Here is a 20,616-nt window from a genome sequence, read left to right on the forward strand (position 1 = left end):
TATGTGTGGATTCGGCTGGCACCGCCGCTTGCGCGATTAAAAAGGTCTGGTAGAATCCGCGGCCTAATTACGTGCGGTATTCGACAATAGTGTCGAGTGGCGGCACGCTAGCCCGAGGAAGACACCATGAAAGCCGATATCCATCCAGCGTACGAAACCATCGAAGTTACCTGCAGCTGCGGCAACAAGTTCGAAACCCGTTCGAACCTGTGCAAGCCACTGGGTACTGACGTATGCAACGAGTGCCACCCGTTCTACACCGGTAAGCAGAAAACTCTGGACACCGGCGGCCGTGTACAGCGCTTTGCTGACCGTTTCGGTGCTTTCGGTGCCAAAAAGGCCTAAGGCCGATCAACCTGGAAAGCTGCGGCTTTCCATGCTGATGAAAAAGGCGTCCCTGATGGACGCCTTTTTTGTACCCGAAATTTGACCATGCACCCAACAAGCCGTCTTTGAAGAAAAAATTGTAGACATTTTTTGAGTTGATTGTGAACAGTTGAGCCCTTGTATCCCGTGGCTCTTGGCCAAAAGTCGTAGCGCAGGGCCCTTGACACCTGTGACTGCCCAGTCTTGTAGGGACTTTACGACACGCGTATCCTCGGCGGTCCGTCGACCAACAGTAAAAGCGGAATGCCGATATGTCTGATTTGAAAACTGCCGCTCTCGAATATCATGCCAATCCTCGTCCAGGAAAGCTGAGTGTAGAGCTCACCAAAGCCACTGCCACTGCCCGCGACCTGTCGCTGGCCTACAGCCCTGGTGTTGCCGAGCCCGTACGTGAAATCGCCCGCGACCCTGAACTGGCGTACAAGTACACCGGCAAAGGCAACCTGGTTGCAGTGATTTCCGATGGCACCGCGATCCTCGGCCTGGGTAACCTCGGCCCATTGGCTTCCAAACCAGTCATGGAAGGTAAAGGCGTGCTGTTCAAGCGCTTTGCCGGCATCGACGTTTTCGACATCGAAGTCGATTCCGAAAGCCCGCAGGCTTTCATCGACACCGTCAAGCGCATCTCCATCACCTTCGGTGGCATCAACCTGGAAGACATCAAGGCACCTGAGTGCTTCGAGATCGAAAAGGCCCTGATCGAGCAGTGCGACATTCCGGTATTCCACGATGACCAGCACGGCACCGCGATTGTCACCGCGGCCGGCATGATCAACGCCCTGGAAATCGCCGGCAAGACCCTGGCTGACGCCAAGATCGTTTGCCTGGGCGCCGGTGCGGCTGCCATCTCCTGCATGAAGTTGCTGGTGAGCATGGGTGCCAAGCTGGAAAACATCTTCATGGTCGACAGCAAGGGCGTTGTTCAGTCCGAGCGTACCGACCTGAACCAGTACAAGGCGATGTTTGCCCACGCCACCGACAAGCGCAGCCTGGCTGATGCTCTCGACGGTGCAGACGTGTTCGTCGGCCTGTCCGGCCCGAACCTGCTGAGCGCCGAAGGCCTGAAGTCCATGGCGGCCAACCCGATCGTGTTCGCGTGCTCCAACCCGGACCCGGAAATCTCGCCAGAGCTGGCTCACGCCACACGCAGCGACGTGATCATGGCCACCGGCCGTTCGGACTACCCGAACCAGGTCAACAACGTGCTGGGCTTCCCGTTCATCTTCCGTGGTGCCCTGGACGTTCGCGCCAAGCGCATCAACGAAGAGATGAAAGTCGCTGCCGCCAACGCCCTGCGTGAACTGGCCAAGCTGCCGGTACCTCAGGAAGTGTGCGACGCCTACGGCGGTATCAAGCTGGAATTCGGCCGTGAGTACATCATTCCGAAACCAATGGATAAGCGCCTGATCACCCTGATCTCCGATGCCGTGGCCAAAGCCGCCATCGAGACCGGCGTGGCCACCCTGCCGTATCCGAAGCACTACCCGCTCAAAAGCGTGGATGATGTGTTCAACGGCTAAGCCGTTGTAGCGCACCAACAAAAAGCCCCGGCTCTTGCGAGTCGGGGCTTTTTTTGTGGCTGGATGACCACGGCCATAGCGCGCCGGATAAACCCTGTGGGAGCCGGGCTTGCCCGCGATGGCGGTGTGTCAGGTAGACCGCTATCGCAGGCCAGCCAGCTCCTACATTGGATCTGCGTTTTCCCGCAGATCGGGTTAGAACAAGTCGATCGGTGCCGCCTCGTCCGCCGGCAACGGGCTGCCGGGTGCTACGCCGTTGCCCAGTTCGTTGACCGACGGCGGCGTGTCTTCGCTCTTGAACAGCTCGAAGTACGCGTTTGGCGTGCTTGGCGAGGCCGCACGGCCGCTTACCGGGTCGATGCGCAGGCTCAGGATGCCTTCCGGTTCAGCCTGGGTATGCAGCGGCTTGTCCTTCAGGGCGGCACCCATGTAGCTCATCCAGATCGGCAGTGCGACGGTGCCACCGAACTCGCGACGGCCCAGGCTTTCCGGCTGGTCGTAGCCGGTCCACACGGTCGTCACGTAATCGCCGTTGTAGCCGGAGAACCAGGCGTCCTTGGAGTCGTTGGTGGTACCGGTCTTGCCCGCGATATCCGCACGGCCCAGCGCCAGTGCGCGACGGCCGGTCCCTTTCTTGATCACGTCTTCCAGAATGCTGTTGAGGATGTAAGTGGTGCGGCCATCCACAACACGTTCAGCGACAGCGGGCGCCTGTGGCTCGGCTGGCGCGGCAGCGTTGGCGGCAGGCGTGGTGCCTGGCGCCGGGTTGATGGTGATGCCGCCGTTGGCTGGTGCCGCAATGCCGTCCGGCGCGGCGATGCCGTTGACCACGTCGCCCGGCACGCGTGGCGGGTTGGCGGTGAACAGGGTCTCGCCGTTGCGGCTCTCAACCTTGTCGATCAGGTAGGGCGCAATTTTGTAACCGCCGTTGGCGAAGGTGCTCCAGCCGGTGGCGATTTCCATCGGCGTGAGCGTTGCGGTACCCAAGGCCAGGGACAGGTTCGGCGGGAGGTCCGACTTGTTAAAGCCAAAGCGCGTCATGTAGTCGATGGTCTTGCCCACACCCATCGCCTGCAGCAAGCGGATCGACACCAGGTTGCGCGACTTGTACAACGCCTCGCGGATGCGGATCGGGCCAAGGAAGGTATTGGTGTCGTTCTTCGGGCGCCAGACCTTGTCCAGGTACTCGTCGACGAACACGATTGGCGCATCGTTGACCAGGCTGGCGGCGGTGTAGCCGTTATCCAGCGCGGCACTGTAAACGAATGGCTTGAAGCTCGAACCCGGCTGGCGCTTGGCCTGGGTGGCGCGGTTGTAGTTGCTCTGCTCGAAGGCGAAACCGCCGACCAGCGCGCGAATGGCGCCGTTCTGCGGGTCGAGGGACACGAGCGCGCCCTGGGCCAATGGCACCTGGCTGAATTTCAGGCTGTCGTCCTTCTGGCGTTGCACGCGGATCAGATCACCCACCTGCGCCACGTCCGACGGCTGCTTGGGCATCGGGCCCATGCTGTTGGTGTTCAGGAACGGACGGGCCCATTTCATGCTGTCCCAGCTCACATGGCCTTCGCCGGAGCGGGTCAGCACCTGCACGCCATCTTTCTTCACCTGGGTGACGATGGCCGGCTCCAGGCCGCTGATCGGGCGTTGTTTGCCCAACTCGGTGGTCCAGGCGCTCATGGTCTTGCCCGGCAGGCGCGATTCCGGACCGCGGTAGCCGTGGCGCTGGTCGTAGGTGATCAAGCCTGAATGTACGGAGTTGTTGGCGATCTCCTGCAAGTCGCTCGGTACCGTCGTGGTCACGCGGTAGCCTTCGGTGTAGGCCTCGCTGCCATAGCGGCCGACCATCTCGGCACGGGCCATTTCGGCGATGTACGGTGCGTTCACTTCCGGCGTCGGTACGTGGTAGCTGGCGTTCAACGGCTCGGCCACGGCGCTCTCGTAAGCGGCCTGATCGATTTTGCCCAGCTTGTACATACGGCCCAGGATCCAGTCGCGACGCTCTTTGCTGCGCGCCGGGTTGGCCAGCGGGTTGAAGCGCGACGGTGCTTTCGGCAGGCCGGCAATCATTGCCATCTGCGCCAGGCTCGCGTCACGAATCGACTTGCCGTAGTAAACCTGCGACGCCGCCTCGATCCCGTAGGCGCGGTTGCCCAGGTAGATTTTGTTCACGTACAGCTCAAGGATTTCGTCCTTGGTCAGCTGACGTTCGATTTGCAGCGCCAGCAAAATCTCGGTGGCTTTGCGCGAAAAGCTGCGCTCGCTGGTGAGGAAAAAGTTCTTCGCCACCTGCATGGTGATGGTGCTGCCGCCGGATTGAATGTGTCCGCTTTTTACCAGTTGGGTCGCTGCGCGCACCAGGCTGCTGGGGTCGACGCCATAGTGGTTGGCGAAATTATCGTCTTCTGCCGACAGCAGGGCATTGATGAAATTGGGCGGAATGTCGGCGAAACGGATCGGTGTGCGGCGCATTTCGCCGAACTCCGCGATCAGTTTTTCATCGCTGCTGTAGACCCGCAAAGGAATCTGCAACTGGATACTTCTGAGCGCCTCTACGGAGGGCAAACCCGGACTAAGGTAGAGGTATGCACCGCTGAGCACGAGCAGCAGCCCGCAAACGATCGCGACAATGGAGTACCCGAAAAACTTCAGCAGACGAATCAAGGCTTTTGGATTTCCAGAGAAAAGAATGAGTTAGGCGTCGGGGCATGCATGGCAAACGATGGATCGACCCGAGCTGCAGATAAAAAGCGGGAAAAAACGCTGGGCATTAAAGCATTTTCGGCCTGAGGCGTCATTCGCAGGGCTCAAACAAGTCGACCGAATGCACCTCGCCCGGCGGCAATCAGGCGGTATGACAGGCAAAGTTTTGGGGAGTTTTATGGGAAAGGGATTTTTCAGGCGAAAAAACGACACCGTTCTGGGCGTCGATATCAATGACACCGGCGTCAAGCTGGTCGAACTGGGGCGTTCAGCCGGCAGGTATACCGTCGAACGCTATGCCACGCAGGCGCTTCCCGCCCACGCAGTGGTTGATGGCACGCTGCTGGATCTGGAAAGCACGGGCCAGGCGCTGCTTCAGGCGTTGTCGCGTTTGCGCACATCGGCCCGGCAGGCGGCAATCGCCGTGGCGGGCCCTTCGGTCATCACGCGGGTGATCGAGATGCAGGCAGGCCTTGGCGACGAAGAGATGGCCTGGATGATCCAGATGGAGGCTGACCAATACATTCCGTATCCACTGGATGATGTCGCCATCGACTTTCAGGTGCGCGGCCCCTCGCCCCAGGATTCGGCGCGCGTTGAGGTCGTGTTCGCGGCATGCCTGAAGGCGCAGGTCGAGTCGCGTCAGGCGGTTTTGGCCCTGGCGGGGCTGGTTGCGAGTGCGGTGGATGTCGAAGGGTTTGCATTGGAGCGCGCATGCAGTCAGGATTTCGCCAGCTTCACGCCGGGTCATCGAGTCGATGGCGCACAGTGGGCCGTGGATGCCCAAGGGATGGGAATTGCTTGCGGGTTGGCCCTGAGGAGTTTCGCTCAATGACACGAATCAATCTTTTGCCCTGGCGCCAGGCCCAGGCGGAAAGACGACGCAAATACTTCCTGATGTTTTTGCTGGCGTTCGGCTGTGTGGCGCTCGCGGCGGTTTGGCTGGCTGATCAGGTGATCGACCGGGCGATCGACCGGCAAGTCACGCGCAACAGCCATGTGGGCAACGGCATCGCCGTCCAGGATTCACGCATCAAGACATTCGACGACATTCAAGAGCAAAGCCAGCAACTGGCCGAGCGTATGAAAGTTGTGCAAGACCTGCATGATGCCCGCTCCGACAGCACCAAAATGTTTGATCAACTGGCGCGCGCGGTTCCGGAAGGTGTCCATTTGCATGAAGTGGTGGCGAAGGGCAATACCATCAGCGTCAGTGGCAGTGCGCAATCGAGCCAGGACATTGCCCAGCTCATGCGCCGTCTGGAAGCCACGCAAGGCACCCATGCCACGCAGCTTCAACATGTGCGGGCAGACGCCGAGCAGGGCGGTAACGAATTTCAATTGATGGTGCGCCAAGGGGAATCTACCGAGGCGCAGCCATGAGCCTGCCCAGGCTCAACTTCTCCACGCTCTCTCACAACGCTGCAAAATGGCCCCTGCCGGGCAAGGCCCTGCTGGGGTGTGCACTGGCGGGCTTCGTGTGGGTCGTGGGCGACAGTGTGCTCTTGAGCCCGTCGCGGGAGCGGTTACACGCGCTGGAGGTGCAGGGCGCGGCGCTGCAACAGCACTTATCGGAAAAAACCAGCTTATCTGCCCGCCTTGAGGCGCGTGTTCGGCAATTCGAGCTGGCTCAGGCAAAGGCTGCACAATTGTCGCTACAGCTGGCGGATGAGGGGCAGGTGCCAGGTTTGCTGGAAGACCTTTCACGTCTGGCGATTGCCAATGGCCTGGCGGTCGCAAGCGTCACCGTGCTGGATGAACGGCCTCAGCCGTTTTTTGTCGAGCAGCCCCTGCAGGTTGCCGTCAGCGGTGCTTTCCATGACATGGCGGCATTCGTGAAGGCATTGGGGCAATTGCCGCGAATGGTCACTGTTCACGATGTCTCGCTTCGAACCGATGGCGCGGCGCTGCGTCTTGAGCTGTTGGCGAAAATTTATCGAAATGCAGCGCAGGGCGCAGACAATGTCGGGCCAGTCGGTCGGCTTGTAGACGCCTCGGCTGTGTTGCGAGACCCGTTTCGTCCGCCCGCGCTGCAGCCCGGCCCAGTGATCGGTCGGCCTGCTTCGGCGCCGGATTTTTCTCGAGAACGAAGCGCCCTTGAAAGCGTGGCAGTCGATCAGTTCGAAATGGTCGGTACCTTGTCCCGTGGTGTGCAGAACTTTGCACTTTTGCGCGCGGCTTCAAGCGTGCATCGCCTTGCGGTCGGTGATTATCTGGGCCCGAACCATGGCCGGATCACGGCCATTCATGACAACCGTGTCGAACTGGCCGAATTGTTTCCCGATGAACAGGGCGCATGGCTGGAGCGCTCACGAACCCTCGTGCTGAACGTCAACTCTTAACGGAATCAAATCAATGAAAAGGACTTTCTCGTCCTTCGGTGTGGCGCTATGGATAGCGTTCACGGCACCGATGGCGTTTGCTGTGCCCAATCGCGTCGACCTGATCCAGCTGCCGCCTCCTGGTAATACCAAGGCGGGCGCGTCTACCGGCGACACACTTACCCTCAACTTCCAGAACGTTGAGCTGCGCACAGTGCTGCAGCAGATTGCCGACGTGGCCGGCCTCAACCTGGTGGCCAGCGACGAGGTGCAGGGTTCGATCACCCTGCGGCTCAAGGATGTGCCTTGGGATCAGGCGCTGGACCTGGTGTTACAGACCAAGGGGCTGGATAAGCGTGTGAAGGCGGGGGTTTTACTGGTGGCGCCGGCTGAAGAGCTGGCGGCCCGCGAGTTGTTGACACTGGAGGCAAACAAGCAGATGGCCGAGCTTGCGCCCTTGCGTCGTGAGCTGTTGCAGGTCAATTACGCCAAAGCCTCTGACCTCGCCAAGTTGTTCCAGTCGGTGACGGGCCTTGAAGGCGTCACCGATGAGCGAGGTTCGGTGGCGGTGGACGACCGGACCAACAACATCATTGCCTACCAGACCGGTGAGCGGCTTGAAGAGCTGCGGCGGATCGTGGCTCAGCTGGACGTCCCGGTGCGCCAGGTGATGATCGAGGCGCGAATTGTGGAAGCGAACGTGGACTATGACAAAAGCCTGGGCGTGCGCTGGGGCGGGCGCCTCAGCCGTGGCAACTGGGGCGCTAGAGGAATTGGCAAACCCTTGGCTGAGGGTGTCGAACCACCGGAAATTCCGTCCGGCTCGCCGTTTGTTGACCTTGGCTCACTCACCGGCACTTCCGGACTGGGCCTCGCCTTTATCACCGACAACCTTTTGCTGGATCTGGAACTGACCGCCATGGAGAAGTCCGGCAACGGCGAAATCGTCTCACAGCCCAAAGTGGTCACGTCCGACAAGGAAACCGCGCGCATTCTCAAGGGCACCGAGATTCCGTATCAGGAATCCACCTCCCAGGGCGCCACGTCGGTATCGTTCAAGGAAGCTTCGCTGTCATTGGAAGTTACGCCGCAAATTACGCCGGATGACCGGGTAATCATGGACGTGCGCGTGACCAAGGACGAACCCGATTACCTGAACAAGCTCAACGATGTGCCGCCGATCAAGAAAAACGAGGTCAACGCCAAGGTATTGGTCAAGGATGGCGAGACCATCGTCATCGGCGGGGTTTTCTCCAACACCCAGAGCAAAGTGGTAGATAAAGTGCCATTTTTGGGCGATGTGCCGTATCTTGGCCGCCTTTTCCGGCGTGATGTGCTGGCGGAGCGAAAATCCGAGCTGCTGGTGTTCCTCACTCCGCGTATTATGAATAACCAGGCGATTGCTGTGAGTCGTTGATTCTGTGCGAAATTTGATTCTTGTAGGACCGATGGGGGCTGGAAAAAGCACCATCGGCCGTTTGCTGGCCAAAGAGCTGCGCCTGCCATTCAAAGATTCCGACAAGGAAATTGAATTGCGCACGGGTGCCAATATCCCATGGATCTTCGATAAGGAAGGCGAGCTGGGCTTTCGCGACCGCGAGCAGGCGATGATTGCCGAGCTGTGCGGCTGCGACGGCGTGGTATTGGCCACCGGCGGCGGTGCGGTGATGCGCGAAGAAAACCGCCGGGCCTTGTACGCCGGCGGGCGTGTGGTGTATCTGCATGCGTCGGTCGAGCAACAAGTGGGGCGCACCGCGCGCGACCGCAACCGCCCGTTGCTGCGCACGGCAGACCCGGCAAAAACCTTGCGGGACTTGCTGACGCTGCGCGACCCGCTGTATCGGGAAATTGCCGATCTGGTGGTGGAAACCGATGAGCGGCCGCCACGAATGGTCGTTCTCGACATTCTTGAACGCTTGCAGCAGTTGCCACCCCGTTAAAGCCCGGCGCGAAATGCGCTATTCTCGGCGGCGCGCCATTACTCTGCCGAGTGTGGCGTAGAGCCATCAGGCGACGTCAGATCCGAGTTGCCGATCGTCAATACATCTTCACGCGGGGACACATGCAGACACTTAAGGTCGATCTAGGCGAGCGCAGCTACCCAATCCATATTGGCGAAGGTCTGCTGGACCAGCCCGATTTGCTCGCGCCGCACATTGCCGGCCGGCAAGTGGCGATCATTTCCAATGAAACGGTCGCGCCGCTGTATCTTGAGCGTCTGAGCCGCAGCCTCGCGGCCTACTCGGTGATTTCGGTGATCCTGCCCGATGGCGAGGCCCACAAGAACTGGGAAACCTTGCAACTGATTTTTGATGGCCTGCTGACCGCTCGCCATGACCGCCGCACCACCGTGATTGCCCTGGGCGGCGGTGTGATCGGCGACATGGCCGGTTTCGCGGCCGCCTGCTACCAGCGTGGCGTGGACTTTATCCAGGTGCCGACCACCCTGTTGTCCCAGGTCGACTCGTCGGTAGGCGGCAAGACCGGTATCAATCACCCGCTGGGCAAGAACATGGTGGGCGCGTTTTATCAGCCTCAAGCCGTGCTGATCGACACCGCGACCCTCAACACCCTGCCGCCGCGTGAGCTGTCGGCAGGGCTGGCGGAAGTCATCAAGTACGGGCTGATCTGCGACGAACCTTTCCTGGCCTGGCTTGAAGAGCATGTGGATGCCTTGCGCAATCTGGACCAGGCAGCGCTCACCGAGGCAATTTCCCGTTCCTGCGCCGCCAAGGCGCTGGTGGTGAACGCCGACGAGCGCGAGTCCGGCGTGCGGGCCACGCTGAACCTGGGCCACACCTTCGGCCATGCGATCGAAACGCACATGGGCTATGGTGTGTGGTTGCACGGGGAAGCCGTGGCGGCTGGCACTGTGATGGCATTGGACATGTCGCAGCGCCTGGGCTGGATCAGCGCCCAAGAGCGGGATCGCGGTATCCGCCTGTTCCAGCGCGCCGGCTTGCCGGTCGTTCCGCCTGCGGAGATGACCGAGGCGGATTTCCTCGAACATATGGCAATAGACAAGAAAGTGATCGACGGTCGCCTGCGACTGGTGCTGCTGCGCCACATCGGCGAAGCGGTAGTGACCGACGATTATCCGAAAGAGATTTTACAGGCCACGCTGGGAGCGGATTACCGCGCCCTGGCCCAGCTTAAAGGTTAATAAGATCCCGATGACTAGTTTGCATGCCGACGAGGCGTTCCTCGGCCATTACCAGTTAAGCCACGACCCGTTTGCGCCTCGGGTGCCCGGCTTCAAATTTTTCCCCGCCCAGCGCAAGCCGGTGCTGGGCCAACTGCACCATTTGGCGCGCTACAGCCAGTTGCTGCTGGTGGTGACCGGCCCGTTGGGCAGCGGCAAGACTTTGCTGCGCCAGGCGCTCGTCGCCAGCACCAACAAGCAGTCGGTGCAGAGCGTGGTGGTGTCGGCTCGTGGCGCCGGTGATGCGGCAGGCGTTTTGCGCCAGGTTGCCCAGGCACTGAACGTGGCCACCGCCGAGCCGAATGCGATCCTCAAGCAAGTGGTACAGCTGGGCTTGACCGGCCAGGAAGTCTACCTGCTGGTGGATGACGCCGAGCAGCTCGACGAATCCGCCCTGGAAGCCCTGCTGGCGCTGGCGGCGGGTACGCCCGAAGGCCGCCCGCACGTGTTCCTGTTTGGTGAGTCTTCGCTGATCGCCGATCTGGAGCAGATCAGCGGGGAGCAGGAGCTGTTTCACGTCATCGAATTGCAGCCGTACGAAGAGGAAGAAACCCGCGAATACCTGGCTCAACGCCTTGAGGGTGCGGGCGCGGGTATCGAACTTTTCACCGCAAATCAGATCTCTGATATTCACGAAAGCGCAGGCGGCTGGCCTGGCACCATCAACCAGGTTGCCCGCGATGCCTTGATCGAAGCCATGATCGCCAGCCGTTCTGCGGTAAAGCGTCCAAAGATGGGGTTCACTATGCCTAAGAAGCACGTATTGGCGATTTCCGCCGTTGTCGTGGTCGCTGTCGCCGCTGCCTGGTTGATCCCGGGCCGCAGCAAGGCACCCGCCACCGCCGGCGCGCCAACCGAACAGGCGCAGTTGCCACTGGGCAAACCCACGCCAAATGTCGAGTTCGCCAACTCCGGCCAGCCGACCAACCTGCCGATGGTCGGCCAGCCTGTGATGCGCGGCCCGCTCGCCGAAGAAGCTGGCGGCATCTCCGAAGGCGACGACGGCGTGCCGGTGGAGGGCTCCAGCGCCACACCGCCGACCGTGACCACCACCGCGCCGCCTGCGGGCGTGCCGGCCGGTCAACCGGCTCCGGTTGCCAAGCCGACCCCGGCGCCGACCGTTGCCACTGCCAAGCCAGCACCTGTCGCCAAGCCAGTTGCGCCTGCTCCAGCCGCCAAACCGGCGCCAGCGGCCAAACCTGCTGAAAAACCTGCCACTGTCGCCAAGGCCGCTGCGCCCGCCGCCGCTGGCAGCAGCTGGTACACCAGCCAGCCGGCTGGCCACTTCGTGGTGCAGATCCTTGGCACCAGCTCCGAAGCCAATGCCCAGGCGTTCGTGAAAGAGCAGGGCGGCGAGTACCGTTATTTCAAGAAAGTGCTCAACGGCAAGCCTCTCTACGTGATCACCTACGGCAACTTCCCAAGCCGTGCAGCAGCTGATTCTGCCATCAAAGCCTTGCCAGCGAAGGTCCAGGCTGGTAAACCTTGGCCTCGCACTGTTGCCAGCGTTCAACAAGAACTCGCAACAACTCGCTGAAGATTCGGCGGCCTTACCCAGGCCGCCTCTCCCGGCACCTCAAAAAAATCCGCAAGTGCGTGCTGCCCCTACAGGCCGCGCGCTTTGTGGTGTCTGCGTCACAGTAGCTTTTGAGTCGTAGCGGTCCGAACTAAAAAAGTTTTGACTAGCACAGCATATCGATTTAAACCTTTCATAAATGCGACATAGATTTGCGACATTTCGTCGCTAAATTTGTGAGCGTCTGTGTCGGTGTGTACAATGACCTCCCTTTTGCCCCCGCTAAGCCGGCGTACGTTCGGCGTGGAAGGTAACCGGTTGAATTGAAAAGAAATTTGCCTCGATATAAGAGGCAGCCTGGTGAGAAAGTGTCTATGAAAGCAGGTCTGTACCAACCCGATGAATTCAAGGATAACTGCGGTTTCGGCCTGATAGCCCATATGCAGGGCGAGCCCAGTCATACCCTTTTGCAAACGGCCATCGAGGCCCTGACCTGCATGACCCACCGCGGTGGGATCAACGCCGACGGCAAGACCGGTGACGGTTGTGGCTTGCTGATTCAAAAGCCCGACCTGTTCCTGCGCGCTGTCGCAAAAGAACAATTTGCAGTCGACCTGCCCAAGCAATACGCCGTGGGCATGGTGTTTTTCAACCAGGACCCGGTCAAGGCCGAAGCCGCTCGCGAGAACATGAACCGCGAAATTCTGGCTGCCGGCCTGCAGCTCGTCGGCTGGCGCAAAGTGCCGATCGACACCAGCGTACTCGGCCGCCTGGCCCTGGAGCGCCTGCCGCAGATCGAACAAGTGTTCATCGCGGGCGACGGCCTGAGCGACCAGGACATGGCGATCAAGCTGTTCACCTCCCGTCGTCGTTCGTCAGTATCCAATGCCGCCGACACCGACCACTACATCTGCAGCTTTTCCCACAAGACCATCATTTATAAGGGCCTGATGATGCCGGCGGACCTCACCGCCTTCTATCCGGACCTGAGCGATGAGCGCCTGCAAACCGCAATCTGCGTGTTCCACCAGCGCTTCTCCACCAACACCCTGCCGAAATGGCCGCTGGCCCAGCCATTCCGCTTCCTCGCCCACAACGGCGAGATCAACACCATCACCGGCAACCGCAACTGGGCCGTGGCCCGTCGCACCAAGTTCGCCAACGATTTGATGGATTTGGAAGAACTCGGCCCGCTCGTCAACCGCGTGGGTTCCGACTCTTCCAGCATGGACAACATGCTCGAGCTGATGGTCACCGGCGGCATCGACCTGTTCCGTGGCGTGCGCATGATCATTCCGCCTGCGTGGCAGAACGTCGAAACCATGGACCCGGACCTGCGTGCGTTCTACGAGTACAACTCGATGCACATGGAGCCGTGGGATGGCCCGGCCGGCGTCGTAATGACAGACGGCCGCTACGCCGTGTGCCTGCTCGACCGTAACGGCCTGCGCCCGGCGCGTTGGGTCACGACCACCAACGGTTTCATCACCCTGGCGTCGGAAATCGGCGTGTGGGACTACAAGCCCGAAGACGTGATCGCCAAAGGCCGCGTAGGCCCTGGCCAGATCCTGGCCGTGGACACCGAAACCGGGCAGATCCTCGACACCGACGCCATCGACAACCGCTTGAAGTCGCGTCATCCGTACAAGCAATGGCTGCGCAAGAACGCCCTGCGCATCCAGGCGACCATGGAAGACAACGACCACGGCTCGGCGTTCTACGATGTCGACCAGCTCAAGCAGTACATGAAGATGTATCAGGTCACGTTCGAAGAGCGTGACCAGGTGCTGCGTCCGCTTGGCGAACAAGGCTACGAGGCCGTCGGTTCCATGGGCGATGACACGCCGATGGCCGTGCTGTCCCAGCGCGTGCGCACGCCGTACGACTACTTCCGCCAGCAGTTCGCCCAGGTGACCAACCCGCCGATCGACCCGCTGCGCGAAGCCATCGTGATGTCCCTGGAAGTGTGCCTCGGTGCCGAGCGCAACATCTTCCAGGAATCGCCTGAGCATGCATCCCGCGTCATCCTCAGCTCGCCTGTGGTTTCCCCGGCCAAGTGGCGCTCGCTGATGACCCTGGACCGCCCGGGCTTCGACCGCCAGATCATCGACCTGAACTACGACGAGAGCCTCGGCCTTGAAGCCGCGGTGCGCAACGTCGCCGACCAGGCCGAAGAAGCCGTGCGCGCCGGTCGTACCCAGATCGTGCTGACCGACCGCCACATCGCGCCCGGAAAGCTGCCGATCCACGCCTCCCTGGCCACCGGCGCGGTGCACCACCGCCTGACCGAAAAAGGCCTGCGCTGCGACTCCAACATCCTCGTCGAAACCGCCACCGCCCGCGACCCGCACCACTTTGCGGTGCTGATCGGTTTCGGCGCCTCGGCGGTGTACCCGTTCCTGGCCTACGAAGTGCTGGGCGACCTGATCCGTACCGGCGAAGTACTGGGCGACCTCTATGAGGTGTTCAAGAACTACCGCAAGGGCATCACCAAGGGCCTGCTGAAGATCCTGTCGAAGATGGGCATCTCCACGGTCACGTCCTACCGTGGCGCGCAATTGTTCGAAGCCATCGGCCTGTCCGAAGAGGTGTGCGACCTGAGCTTCCGTGGTGTGCCAAGCCGCATCAAGGGCGCGCGTTTCGTCGACATCGAAGCCGAGCAGAAAGCCCTGGCAGCCGAAGCCTGGAGCGCGCGCAAGCCGATCCAGCAAGGCGGCCTGCTCAAATTCGTGCACGGTGGCGAATACCACGCGTACAACCCGGATGTGGTCAATACCCTGCAAGCCGCGGTGCAGCAGGGCGACTACGCCAAGTTCAAGGAATACACCTCGCTGGTGGATAACCGCCCGGTGTCGATGATCCGTGACCTGTTCAAGGTGAAGACCCTGGACACCGCGATGGATATCAACGAAGTCGAGCCGCTGGAGTCGATCCTCAAGCGCTTCGACTCTGCCGGTATTTCCCTGGGCGCCTTGTCGCCTGAGGCTCACGAAGCCCTGGCCGAAGCCATGAACCGCCTGGGTGCGCGTTCCAACTCCGGCGAAGGCGGTGAAGACCCGGCGCGCTACGGCACCATCAAGAGCTCGAAAATCAAGCAGGTCGCGACTGGCCGCTTTGGTGTAACCCCGGAATACCTGGTCAACGCCGAAGTGCTGCAGATCAAGGTGGCCCAGGGCGCCAAGCCCGGTGAAGGCGGGCAACTGCCTGGCGGCAAGGTCAACGGTCTGATCGCCAAGCTGCGTTACGCAGTGCCGGGCGTGACCCTGATTTCGCCACCGCCGCACCACGACATCTACTCGATTGAAGACCTTTCGCAGCTGATTTTCGACTTGAAACAAGTCAACCCGCAGGCGCTGGTCTCGGTGAAGCTGGTGGCGGAAGCCGGCGTGGGCACCATCGCCGCCGGTGTGGCCAAAGCCTATGCCGACCTGATCACCATCTCCGGCTACGACGGCGGCACCGGCGCTTCGCCGCTGACCTCCATCAAGTACGCCGGTGCACCGTGGGAACTCGGCCTGGCCGAAACCCACCAGACCCTGCGCGGCAACGACCTGCGCGGCAAGGTGCGGGTGCAAACCGACGGCGGCCTGAAAACCGGCCTCGACGTGATCAAGGCCGCGATCCTCGGCGCCGAAAGCTTCGGTTTCGGTACCGCGCCGATGATCGCCCTGGGCTGCAAATACCTGCGCATCTGCCACCTGAACAACTGCGCCACTGGCGTCGCGACCCAGAACGAGAAGCTGCGCAAGGATCACTACATCGGCACCGTCGACATGGTGGTGAATTTCTTCACCTACGTCGCCGAAGAGACCCGTGAGTGGCTGGCCAAGCTGGGCGTGCGTTCGCTGGAAGAGTTGATCGGCCGTACTGATCTGCTGGAAATCCTCGAAGGCCAGACTGCCAAGCAACACCATTTGGACCTGACCCCGCTGCTCGGCAGCGATCACATCCCGGCTGACAAACCGCAGTTCTGCGGCGTGGACCGCAACCCGCCGTTCGACAAAGGCCTGCTGGCCGAGAAGATGGTCGAAATGGCCGCTTCGTCGATCAACGACGCCAGCGGTGGTGAGTTCGCTTTGGATATCTGCAACTGCGACCGCTCCATTGGCGCACGCATCTCCGGCGAAATCGCGCGCAAGCACGGTAACCAGGGCATGGCGAAAGCGCCGATCACCTTCCGCTTCAAGGGCACTGCGGGCCAGAGCTTTGGCGTGTGGAACGCCGGCGGCCTGAACATGTACCTGGAAGGCGACGCCAACGACTACGTGGGCAAGGGCATGACCGGCGGCAAGCTGGTGATCGTTCCGCCAACCGGCAGCGTTTACAAGACTCAGGACAGTGCCATCATCGGTAACACCTGCCTGTACGGCGCCACCGGCGGCAAGCTGTTTGCCGCAGGCACCGCCGGTGAGCGTTTCGCCGTGCGTAACTCCGGTGCCCACACCGTGGTGGAAGGCACCGGCGATCACTGCTGCGAGTACATGACCGGGGGTTTTGTCGCGGTACTGGGCAAGACCGGTTACAACTTCGGTTCGGGCATGACCGGCGGTTTCGCCTACGTGCTCGACCAGGACAACACTTTCGTCGACAAGGTCAACCACGAGTTGGTCGAGATCCAGCGGATCAGCGGCGAAGCCATGGAATCCTACCGGAACCACTTGCAGCACGTGCTGGACGAGTATGTCGAGGAGACCGGCAGCGAATGGGGTCGCAACCTCGCCGAAAACCTCGATGATTACCTGCGTCGTTTCTGGCTGGTCAAGCCCAAGGCTGCCAACCTGAAATCGTTGCTTTCCAGCATCCGTGCCAACCCGCAGTGATATGCGCCTGAAGAGTTTGATGAGGTTTTAACATGGCTGAACGTCTGAATAACGACTTCCAGTTCATCGATGTCGGGCGCAAAGATCCGAAGAAGAAACTGTTGCGTCAACGCAAGAAAGAGTTCGTGGAAATCTACGAGCCCTTCAAACCCCAGCACTCGGCCGACCAGGCCCATCGCTGCCTGGGTTGCGGTAACCCGTATTGCGAATGGAAGTGCCCGGTGCACAACTTCATTCCCAACTGGCTCAAGCTGGTGGCCGAGGGCAACATCCTCGCCGCCGCCGAGCTGTCGCACCAGACCAACACCCTGCCGGAAGTGTGCGGCCGGGTGTGCCCGCAAGACCGTCTGTGCGAGGGTGCGTGCACCCTGAACGACGGCTTCGGCGCGGTGACCATCGGTTCGGTGGAGAAGTACATCACCGACACCGCGTTCGCCATGGGCTGGCGCCCGGACATGTCCAAGGTCAAGCCGACCGGCAAGCGCGTTGCCATCATCGGCGCCGGCCCTGCTGGCCTGGGCTGTGCCGACGTGCTGGTACGCGGCGGCGTAACCCCGGTGGTGTTCGACAAGAACCCGGAAATCGGCGGCCTGCTGACCTTCGGCATTCCCGAGTTCAAGCTGGAAAAAACCGTGCTGAGCAACCGTCGTGAAGTCTTCACCGGCATGGGTATTGAGTTCCGTCTCAATACCGAAATCGGCAAGGACATCACCATGGAGCAACTGCTCGCCGAATACGATGCCGTGTTCATGGGCATGGGCACCTACACCTACATGAAGGGCGGCTTTGCCGGTGAGGACCTGCCGGGCGTCTACGATGCTCTGGATTTCCTGATCGCCAACGTCAACCGCAACCTGGGCTTTGAAAAGTCGCCGGAAGATTTCGTCGACATGAAGGGTAAAAAGGTCGTGGTCCTCGGCGGTGGTGACACCGCGATGGACTGCAACCGCACTTCGATCCGCCAGGGCGCCAAGTCGGTGACCTGTGCCTATCGCCGTGACGAAGCCAACATGCCCGGTTCGCGCAAAGAGGTGAAGAACGCCAAGGAAGAAGGCGTGAAATTCCTCTACAACCGCCAGCCGATCGCCATTGTCGGTGAAGACCGCGTTGAGGGTGTGAAGGTGGTCGAGACCCGTCTCGGCGAGCCGGACGCCCGTGGCCGTCGCAGCCCCGAGCCGATTCCGGGTTCCGAAGAAATCATCCCGGCCGACGCCGTGGTCATCGCCTTCGGTTTCCGCCCAAGCCCGGCGCCGTGGTTCGAGCAGTTCGACATCCAGACCGACAGCCAGGGCCGCGTCGTCGCCCCGGAGCAAGGTCAGTACAAGCACCAGACCAGCAACCCGAAAATCTTCGCCGGTGGCGACATGGTGCGCGGTTCTGACCTGGTGGTCACCGCGATCTTCGAAGGCCGCAACGCCGCCGAAGGCATCCTGGATTACCTGCAGGTCTGACCCCGATCCCAACTTGAAATGGGATCAAAATGTGGGAGCTGGCTTGCCTGCGATAGCGATGTAACAGTCACCGGATGTATCGACTGAAGCACCGCAATCGCGGGCAAGCCCGCTCCCACATTTGTTTTGCAGCGTTTTTATGTCCGCGACAAATTGACCCGATAGATAAAAGGCACGGCGCATTCCGTGCCTTTTGCGTCGCGCTCTGAGAAAATGCCCGCACTTTTTTTGCGGATGCCGACATGACTGCCCTCAAGAACGACCGTTTCCTTCGTGCCCTGCTCAAGCAACCCGTGGACGTCACCCCTGTGTGGATGATGCGCCAGGCCGGTCGCTACCTGCCGGAATACCGCGCCAGCCGCGCCAACGCCGGCGATTTCATGAGCCTGTGCATGAACCCGGCGTTCGCCTGCGAAGTCACCATGCAGCCGCTGGACCGCTACCCGCAACTGGACGCGGCCATCCTTTTTTCCGACATCCTCACCATCCCTGACGCCATGGGCCAGGGCCTGTACTTCGAAACCGGCGAAGGCCCGCGTTTCAAGAAAGTCGTCAGCACCCTGGCCGACATCGAAGCCTTGCCGATCCCGGATCCGCACAAAGACCTCGGTTACGTGATGGACGCCGTCAGCACCATCCGCCGCGAACTCAACGGCCGCGTGCCGCTGATCGGTTTCTCCGGCAGCCCATGGACCCTGGCCACCTACATGGTCGAAGGCGGCTCGTCGAAAGACTTCCGCAAGACCAAGGCCATGCTCTACGACAACCCGCAAGCCATGCACTTGCTGCTCGACAAGCTGGCGCAGTCGGTCACCAGCTACCTCAATGGCCAGATCATGGCGGGTGCGCAAGCGGTGCAGATCTTCGATACGTGGGGCGGCAACCTGTCGGCGGCGGCGTATCAGGAATTCTCCCTGGCTTACATGCGCAAAATCGTCAGCGGCCTGATCCGCGAGCACGAAGGCCGCAAAGTGCCGGTCATCCTGTTCACCAAGAACGGCGGCCTGTGGCTGGAAAGCATCGCCGACGCCGGTGCCGATGCACTGGGTCTGGACTGGACGTGTGATTTGGGCGAAGCCCGCCAGCGCGTGGGCAACCGCGTGGCGCTGCAAGGCAACATGGACCCGACTGTGCTCTACGCCAAGCCGGAAGCGATCCGCAGCGAAGTCGGGCGCATCCTGGCCAGCTACGGCAAGGGCACCGGGCACGTGTTCAACCTCGGCCACGGCATTACACCGGAAGTGAACCCGGAGCATGCGGGCGCGTTCCTGCGAGCCGTGCACGAACTGTCCGCGCAATACCACGAATAACACGCAAAACAATGTGGGAGCTGGCTTGCCTGCGATGGCGATGGTGAATTCACCATTGCTATCGCAGGCAAGCCAGCTCCCACATTAAAGCAGGGCTGCTTCAGGCCTTCACTTCTCCCAGCGGCGCCAGCTTCGCCAGCTTCAACGCCACCAGTAACGCGCCGATCAGCAGCGCGATAATGAACCCGCCAATCCCGTTCCACCCGGCAAAGTGCCAGAAGAACCCGCCCGCCGTGCCTGCAATGCTCGATCCCACGTAATAGCAGAACAGATACAGCGACGACGCTTGGCCCTTGGCCTTCACCGCGCGCCGGCCGATCCAGCTGCTGGCCACCGAATGGGCGCCGAAGAAACCGAAGGTGAAGATCAGCATGCCCGGCACCACCAGCCACAGCGGCGTGAACAGGGTCAGCGCCATACCGGCAAGCATCAGCACAATGGTGCCCCACAACACGCGACGGCGGCCGAGGCGGTCGGCCAGGGAGCCGATCTTCGCCGAACTGTAGATGCCGGTCAGGTACACCAGCGAGAGCAGGCCGACCACGGCCTGGCTCATCCCGTAGGGTTGCGCCAGCAGGCGATAACCGATGTAGTTGAACATCGTGACAAAGGCGCCCATCAGCAGGAAACCTTCAAGGAACAACCAGGGCAGGCCCGCATCCTTGAAGTGCATGACAAACCCGTTCAGCAGGTTGCGCGGTTTGAGGCTGCTGGTGCGGAAGTTGCGCGATTCGGGGAGGACTTTCCAGAACACTGTCGCCGCGATCAGCGCCAGGGCGCCGATGATCAGCATCGCGGTGTGCCAGCTGACGAAGTCGATCAGCACGCCGATGATCAGGCGCCCGCTCATGCCGCCAATCGCGTTGCCGCCGATATAGAGCCCCATGGCCAGGCCGATATGCTGCGGGTGGATTTCTTCGCTCAAGTAAGTCATCGCCACCGCGGCCAGCCCGCTCAACGACAGGCCCACCAGTGCACGCATCAGCAAAATGCCTTCCCAGGTCGGCATCAAGCCGCTGGCGATGGTGGCCAGCGCTGCGCAGAACAGCGCGGCGACCATCACCGGTTTGCGCCCCAGCCGGTCGGAAATCGGCCCGGTAATCAGCAAACCCAGCGCCAGCATGGCGGTGGCAACCGACAGGATCAGACTGCTCTGCGCCGCATTGATCGAGAATTCATGAGAGAGCGCCGGCATCATCGGCTGCACGCAATACAGCAGGGCAAACGTGGCAAAACCGCCAGAGAACAGCGCCAGCACCGTGCGCATGAACATCGGCGTGCCTTTTTCGATGTACTCGTCATTGAGCTGGGCCACCACCTCATTCAAAGCGGTGGGCGGGACTTCTTGAGTGAATGGCGCGACAGCAGATTTCACGGGGACCTCGGGGA

The 20,616-nt window shown here is 61.1% G+C and carries 14 protein-coding genes; 12 read left to right on the forward strand and 2 right to left on the reverse strand.

The window, feature by feature from the left end; translation table 11 throughout:
• The first annotated feature begins 126 nt into the window (after nucleotides 1-126).
• Nucleotides 127-345 carry a 50S ribosomal protein L31 gene (rpmE, locus tag ATI14_RS09165; RefSeq protein WP_010213765.1) on the forward strand — a complete coding sequence of 73 codons (219 nt, stop codon included), beginning with the start codon at nucleotides 127-129 and terminating at the stop codon, nucleotides 343-345.
• Between the two features lie 293 nt (nucleotides 346-638).
• On the forward strand, nucleotides 639-1,907 hold the full coding sequence (locus ATI14_RS09170; RefSeq protein ID WP_016972718.1) for a malic enzyme-like NAD(P)-binding protein: 1,269 nt from the start codon (nucleotides 639-641) through the stop codon (nucleotides 1,905-1,907).
• A 195-nt stretch (nucleotides 1,908-2,102) separates the two neighbouring features.
• Here ATI14_RS09170 and ATI14_RS09175 read toward each other — a convergent pair whose 3' ends face one another.
• The gene (locus tag ATI14_RS09175; protein WP_370590129.1) at nucleotides 2,103-4,565 is read right to left on the reverse strand and encodes a penicillin-binding protein 1A; all 2,463 of its coding nucleotides are present in this window, start codon (nucleotides 4,563-4,565) and stop codon (nucleotides 2,103-2,105) included.
• 220 nt (nucleotides 4,566-4,785) lie between these two features.
• Here ATI14_RS09175 and pilM point away from each other — a divergent pair, with 220 nt between their 5' ends.
• The 10 genes from pilM (at nucleotide 4,786) to hemE (ending at nucleotide 19,227) form a co-directional block, all read left to right on the forward strand.
• The gene (gene pilM, locus ATI14_RS09180) at nucleotides 4,786-5,442 is read left to right on the forward strand and encodes a type IV pilus biogenesis protein PilM (protein WP_031320129.1); all 657 of its coding nucleotides are present in this window, start codon (nucleotides 4,786-4,788) and stop codon (nucleotides 5,440-5,442) included.
• Nucleotides 5,439-5,990 (forward strand): PilN domain-containing protein, encoded by a 552-nt coding sequence (locus ATI14_RS09185; protein ID WP_016972715.1) that lies wholly within the window; start codon nucleotides 5,439-5,441, stop codon nucleotides 5,988-5,990. Before pilM ends, ATI14_RS09185 begins: the two co-directional genes overlap by 4 nt.
• Entirely contained in the window at nucleotides 5,987-6,949 is a 963-nt protein-coding gene (locus tag ATI14_RS09190; protein ID WP_016972714.1) for a pilus assembly protein PilP, read from the forward strand. The genes ATI14_RS09185 and ATI14_RS09190 overlap by 4 nt, the downstream gene beginning before the upstream one ends.
• A gap of 70 nt (nucleotides 6,950-7,019) precedes the next feature.
• Entirely contained in the window at nucleotides 7,020-8,345 is a 1,326-nt protein-coding gene (locus ATI14_RS09195) for a type IV pilus secretin PilQ (RefSeq protein WP_016972713.1), read from the forward strand.
• Between the two features lie 4 nt (nucleotides 8,346-8,349).
• Complete coding sequence (gene aroK / locus ATI14_RS09200) at nucleotides 8,350-8,868, forward strand: shikimate kinase AroK (RefSeq protein WP_016972712.1); 519 nt, start codon at nucleotides 8,350-8,352, stop codon at nucleotides 8,866-8,868.
• A 122-nt stretch (nucleotides 8,869-8,990) separates the two neighbouring features.
• Entirely contained in the window at nucleotides 8,991-10,091 is a 1,101-nt protein-coding gene (aroB, locus tag ATI14_RS09205) for a 3-dehydroquinate synthase (RefSeq protein ID WP_016972711.1), read from the forward strand.
• A gap of 10 nt (nucleotides 10,092-10,101) precedes the next feature.
• Nucleotides 10,102-11,667 carry an SPOR domain-containing protein gene (locus ATI14_RS09210; RefSeq protein WP_016972710.1) on the forward strand — a complete coding sequence of 522 codons (1,566 nt, stop codon included), beginning with the start codon at nucleotides 10,102-10,104 and terminating at the stop codon, nucleotides 11,665-11,667.
• A gap of 353 nt (nucleotides 11,668-12,020) precedes the next feature.
• On the forward strand, nucleotides 12,021-16,466 hold the full coding sequence (gltB, locus tag ATI14_RS09220; RefSeq protein WP_016972709.1) for a glutamate synthase large subunit: 4,446 nt from the start codon (nucleotides 12,021-12,023) through the stop codon (nucleotides 16,464-16,466).
• A gap of 32 nt (nucleotides 16,467-16,498) precedes the next feature.
• Nucleotides 16,499-17,917, forward strand: a complete 1,419-nt coding sequence (locus ATI14_RS09225; protein ID WP_016972708.1) for an FAD-dependent oxidoreductase — start codon at nucleotides 16,499-16,501, stop codon at nucleotides 17,915-17,917.
• Between the two features lie 242 nt (nucleotides 17,918-18,159).
• Nucleotides 18,160-19,227: a uroporphyrinogen decarboxylase gene (gene hemE, locus ATI14_RS09230; RefSeq protein WP_016972707.1), complete on the forward strand. Its 1,068-nt coding sequence runs from the start codon at nucleotides 18,160-18,162 to the stop codon at nucleotides 19,225-19,227.
• A 100-nt stretch (nucleotides 19,228-19,327) separates the two neighbouring features.
• Here the strand turns inward: hemE and ATI14_RS09235 are convergent, their stop codons facing one another.
• Nucleotides 19,328-20,602, reverse strand: coding sequence for an MFS transporter (locus ATI14_RS09235; protein WP_100831486.1), 1,275 nt, complete (start codon nucleotides 20,600-20,602; stop codon nucleotides 19,328-19,330).
• Nucleotides 20,603-20,616 lie beyond the last annotated feature (14 nt).

Source organism: Pseudomonas tolaasii NCPPB 2192 (assembly GCF_002813445.1).
GTDB classification, from domain to species: Bacteria; Pseudomonadota; Gammaproteobacteria; order Pseudomonadales; family Pseudomonadaceae; genus Aquipseudomonas; species Aquipseudomonas tolaasii.

Excerpts from the sequence above, each read along its gene's own strand:
- rpmE (WP_010213765.1), top strand. The coding sequence starts at position 127 with ATGAAAGCCGATATCCATCCAGCGTACGAAACCATCGAAGTTACCTGC.
- ATI14_RS09170 (WP_016972718.1), top strand. The coding sequence starts at position 639 with ATGTCTGATTTGAAAACTGCCGCTCTCGAATATCATGCCAATCCTCGT.
- pilM (WP_031320129.1), top strand. The coding sequence starts at position 4,786 with ATGGGAAAGGGATTTTTCAGGCGAAAAAACGACACCGTTCTGGGCGTC.
- ATI14_RS09185 (WP_016972715.1), top strand. The coding sequence starts at position 5,439 with ATGACACGAATCAATCTTTTGCCCTGGCGCCAGGCCCAGGCGGAAAGA.
- ATI14_RS09190 (WP_016972714.1), top strand. The coding sequence starts at position 5,987 with ATGAGCCTGCCCAGGCTCAACTTCTCCACGCTCTCTCACAACGCTGCA.
- ATI14_RS09195 (WP_016972713.1), top strand. The coding sequence starts at position 7,020 with ATGGCGTTTGCTGTGCCCAATCGCGTCGACCTGATCCAGCTGCCGCCT.
- aroB (WP_016972711.1), top strand. The coding sequence starts at position 8,991 with ATGCAGACACTTAAGGTCGATCTAGGCGAGCGCAGCTACCCAATCCAT.
- ATI14_RS09210 (WP_016972710.1), top strand. The coding sequence starts at position 10,102 with ATGACTAGTTTGCATGCCGACGAGGCGTTCCTCGGCCATTACCAGTTA.
- gltB (WP_016972709.1), top strand. The coding sequence starts at position 12,021 with ATGAAAGCAGGTCTGTACCAACCCGATGAATTCAAGGATAACTGCGGT.
- ATI14_RS09225 (WP_016972708.1), top strand. The coding sequence starts at position 16,499 with ATGGCTGAACGTCTGAATAACGACTTCCAGTTCATCGATGTCGGGCGC.
- hemE (WP_016972707.1), top strand. The coding sequence starts at position 18,160 with ATGACTGCCCTCAAGAACGACCGTTTCCTTCGTGCCCTGCTCAAGCAA.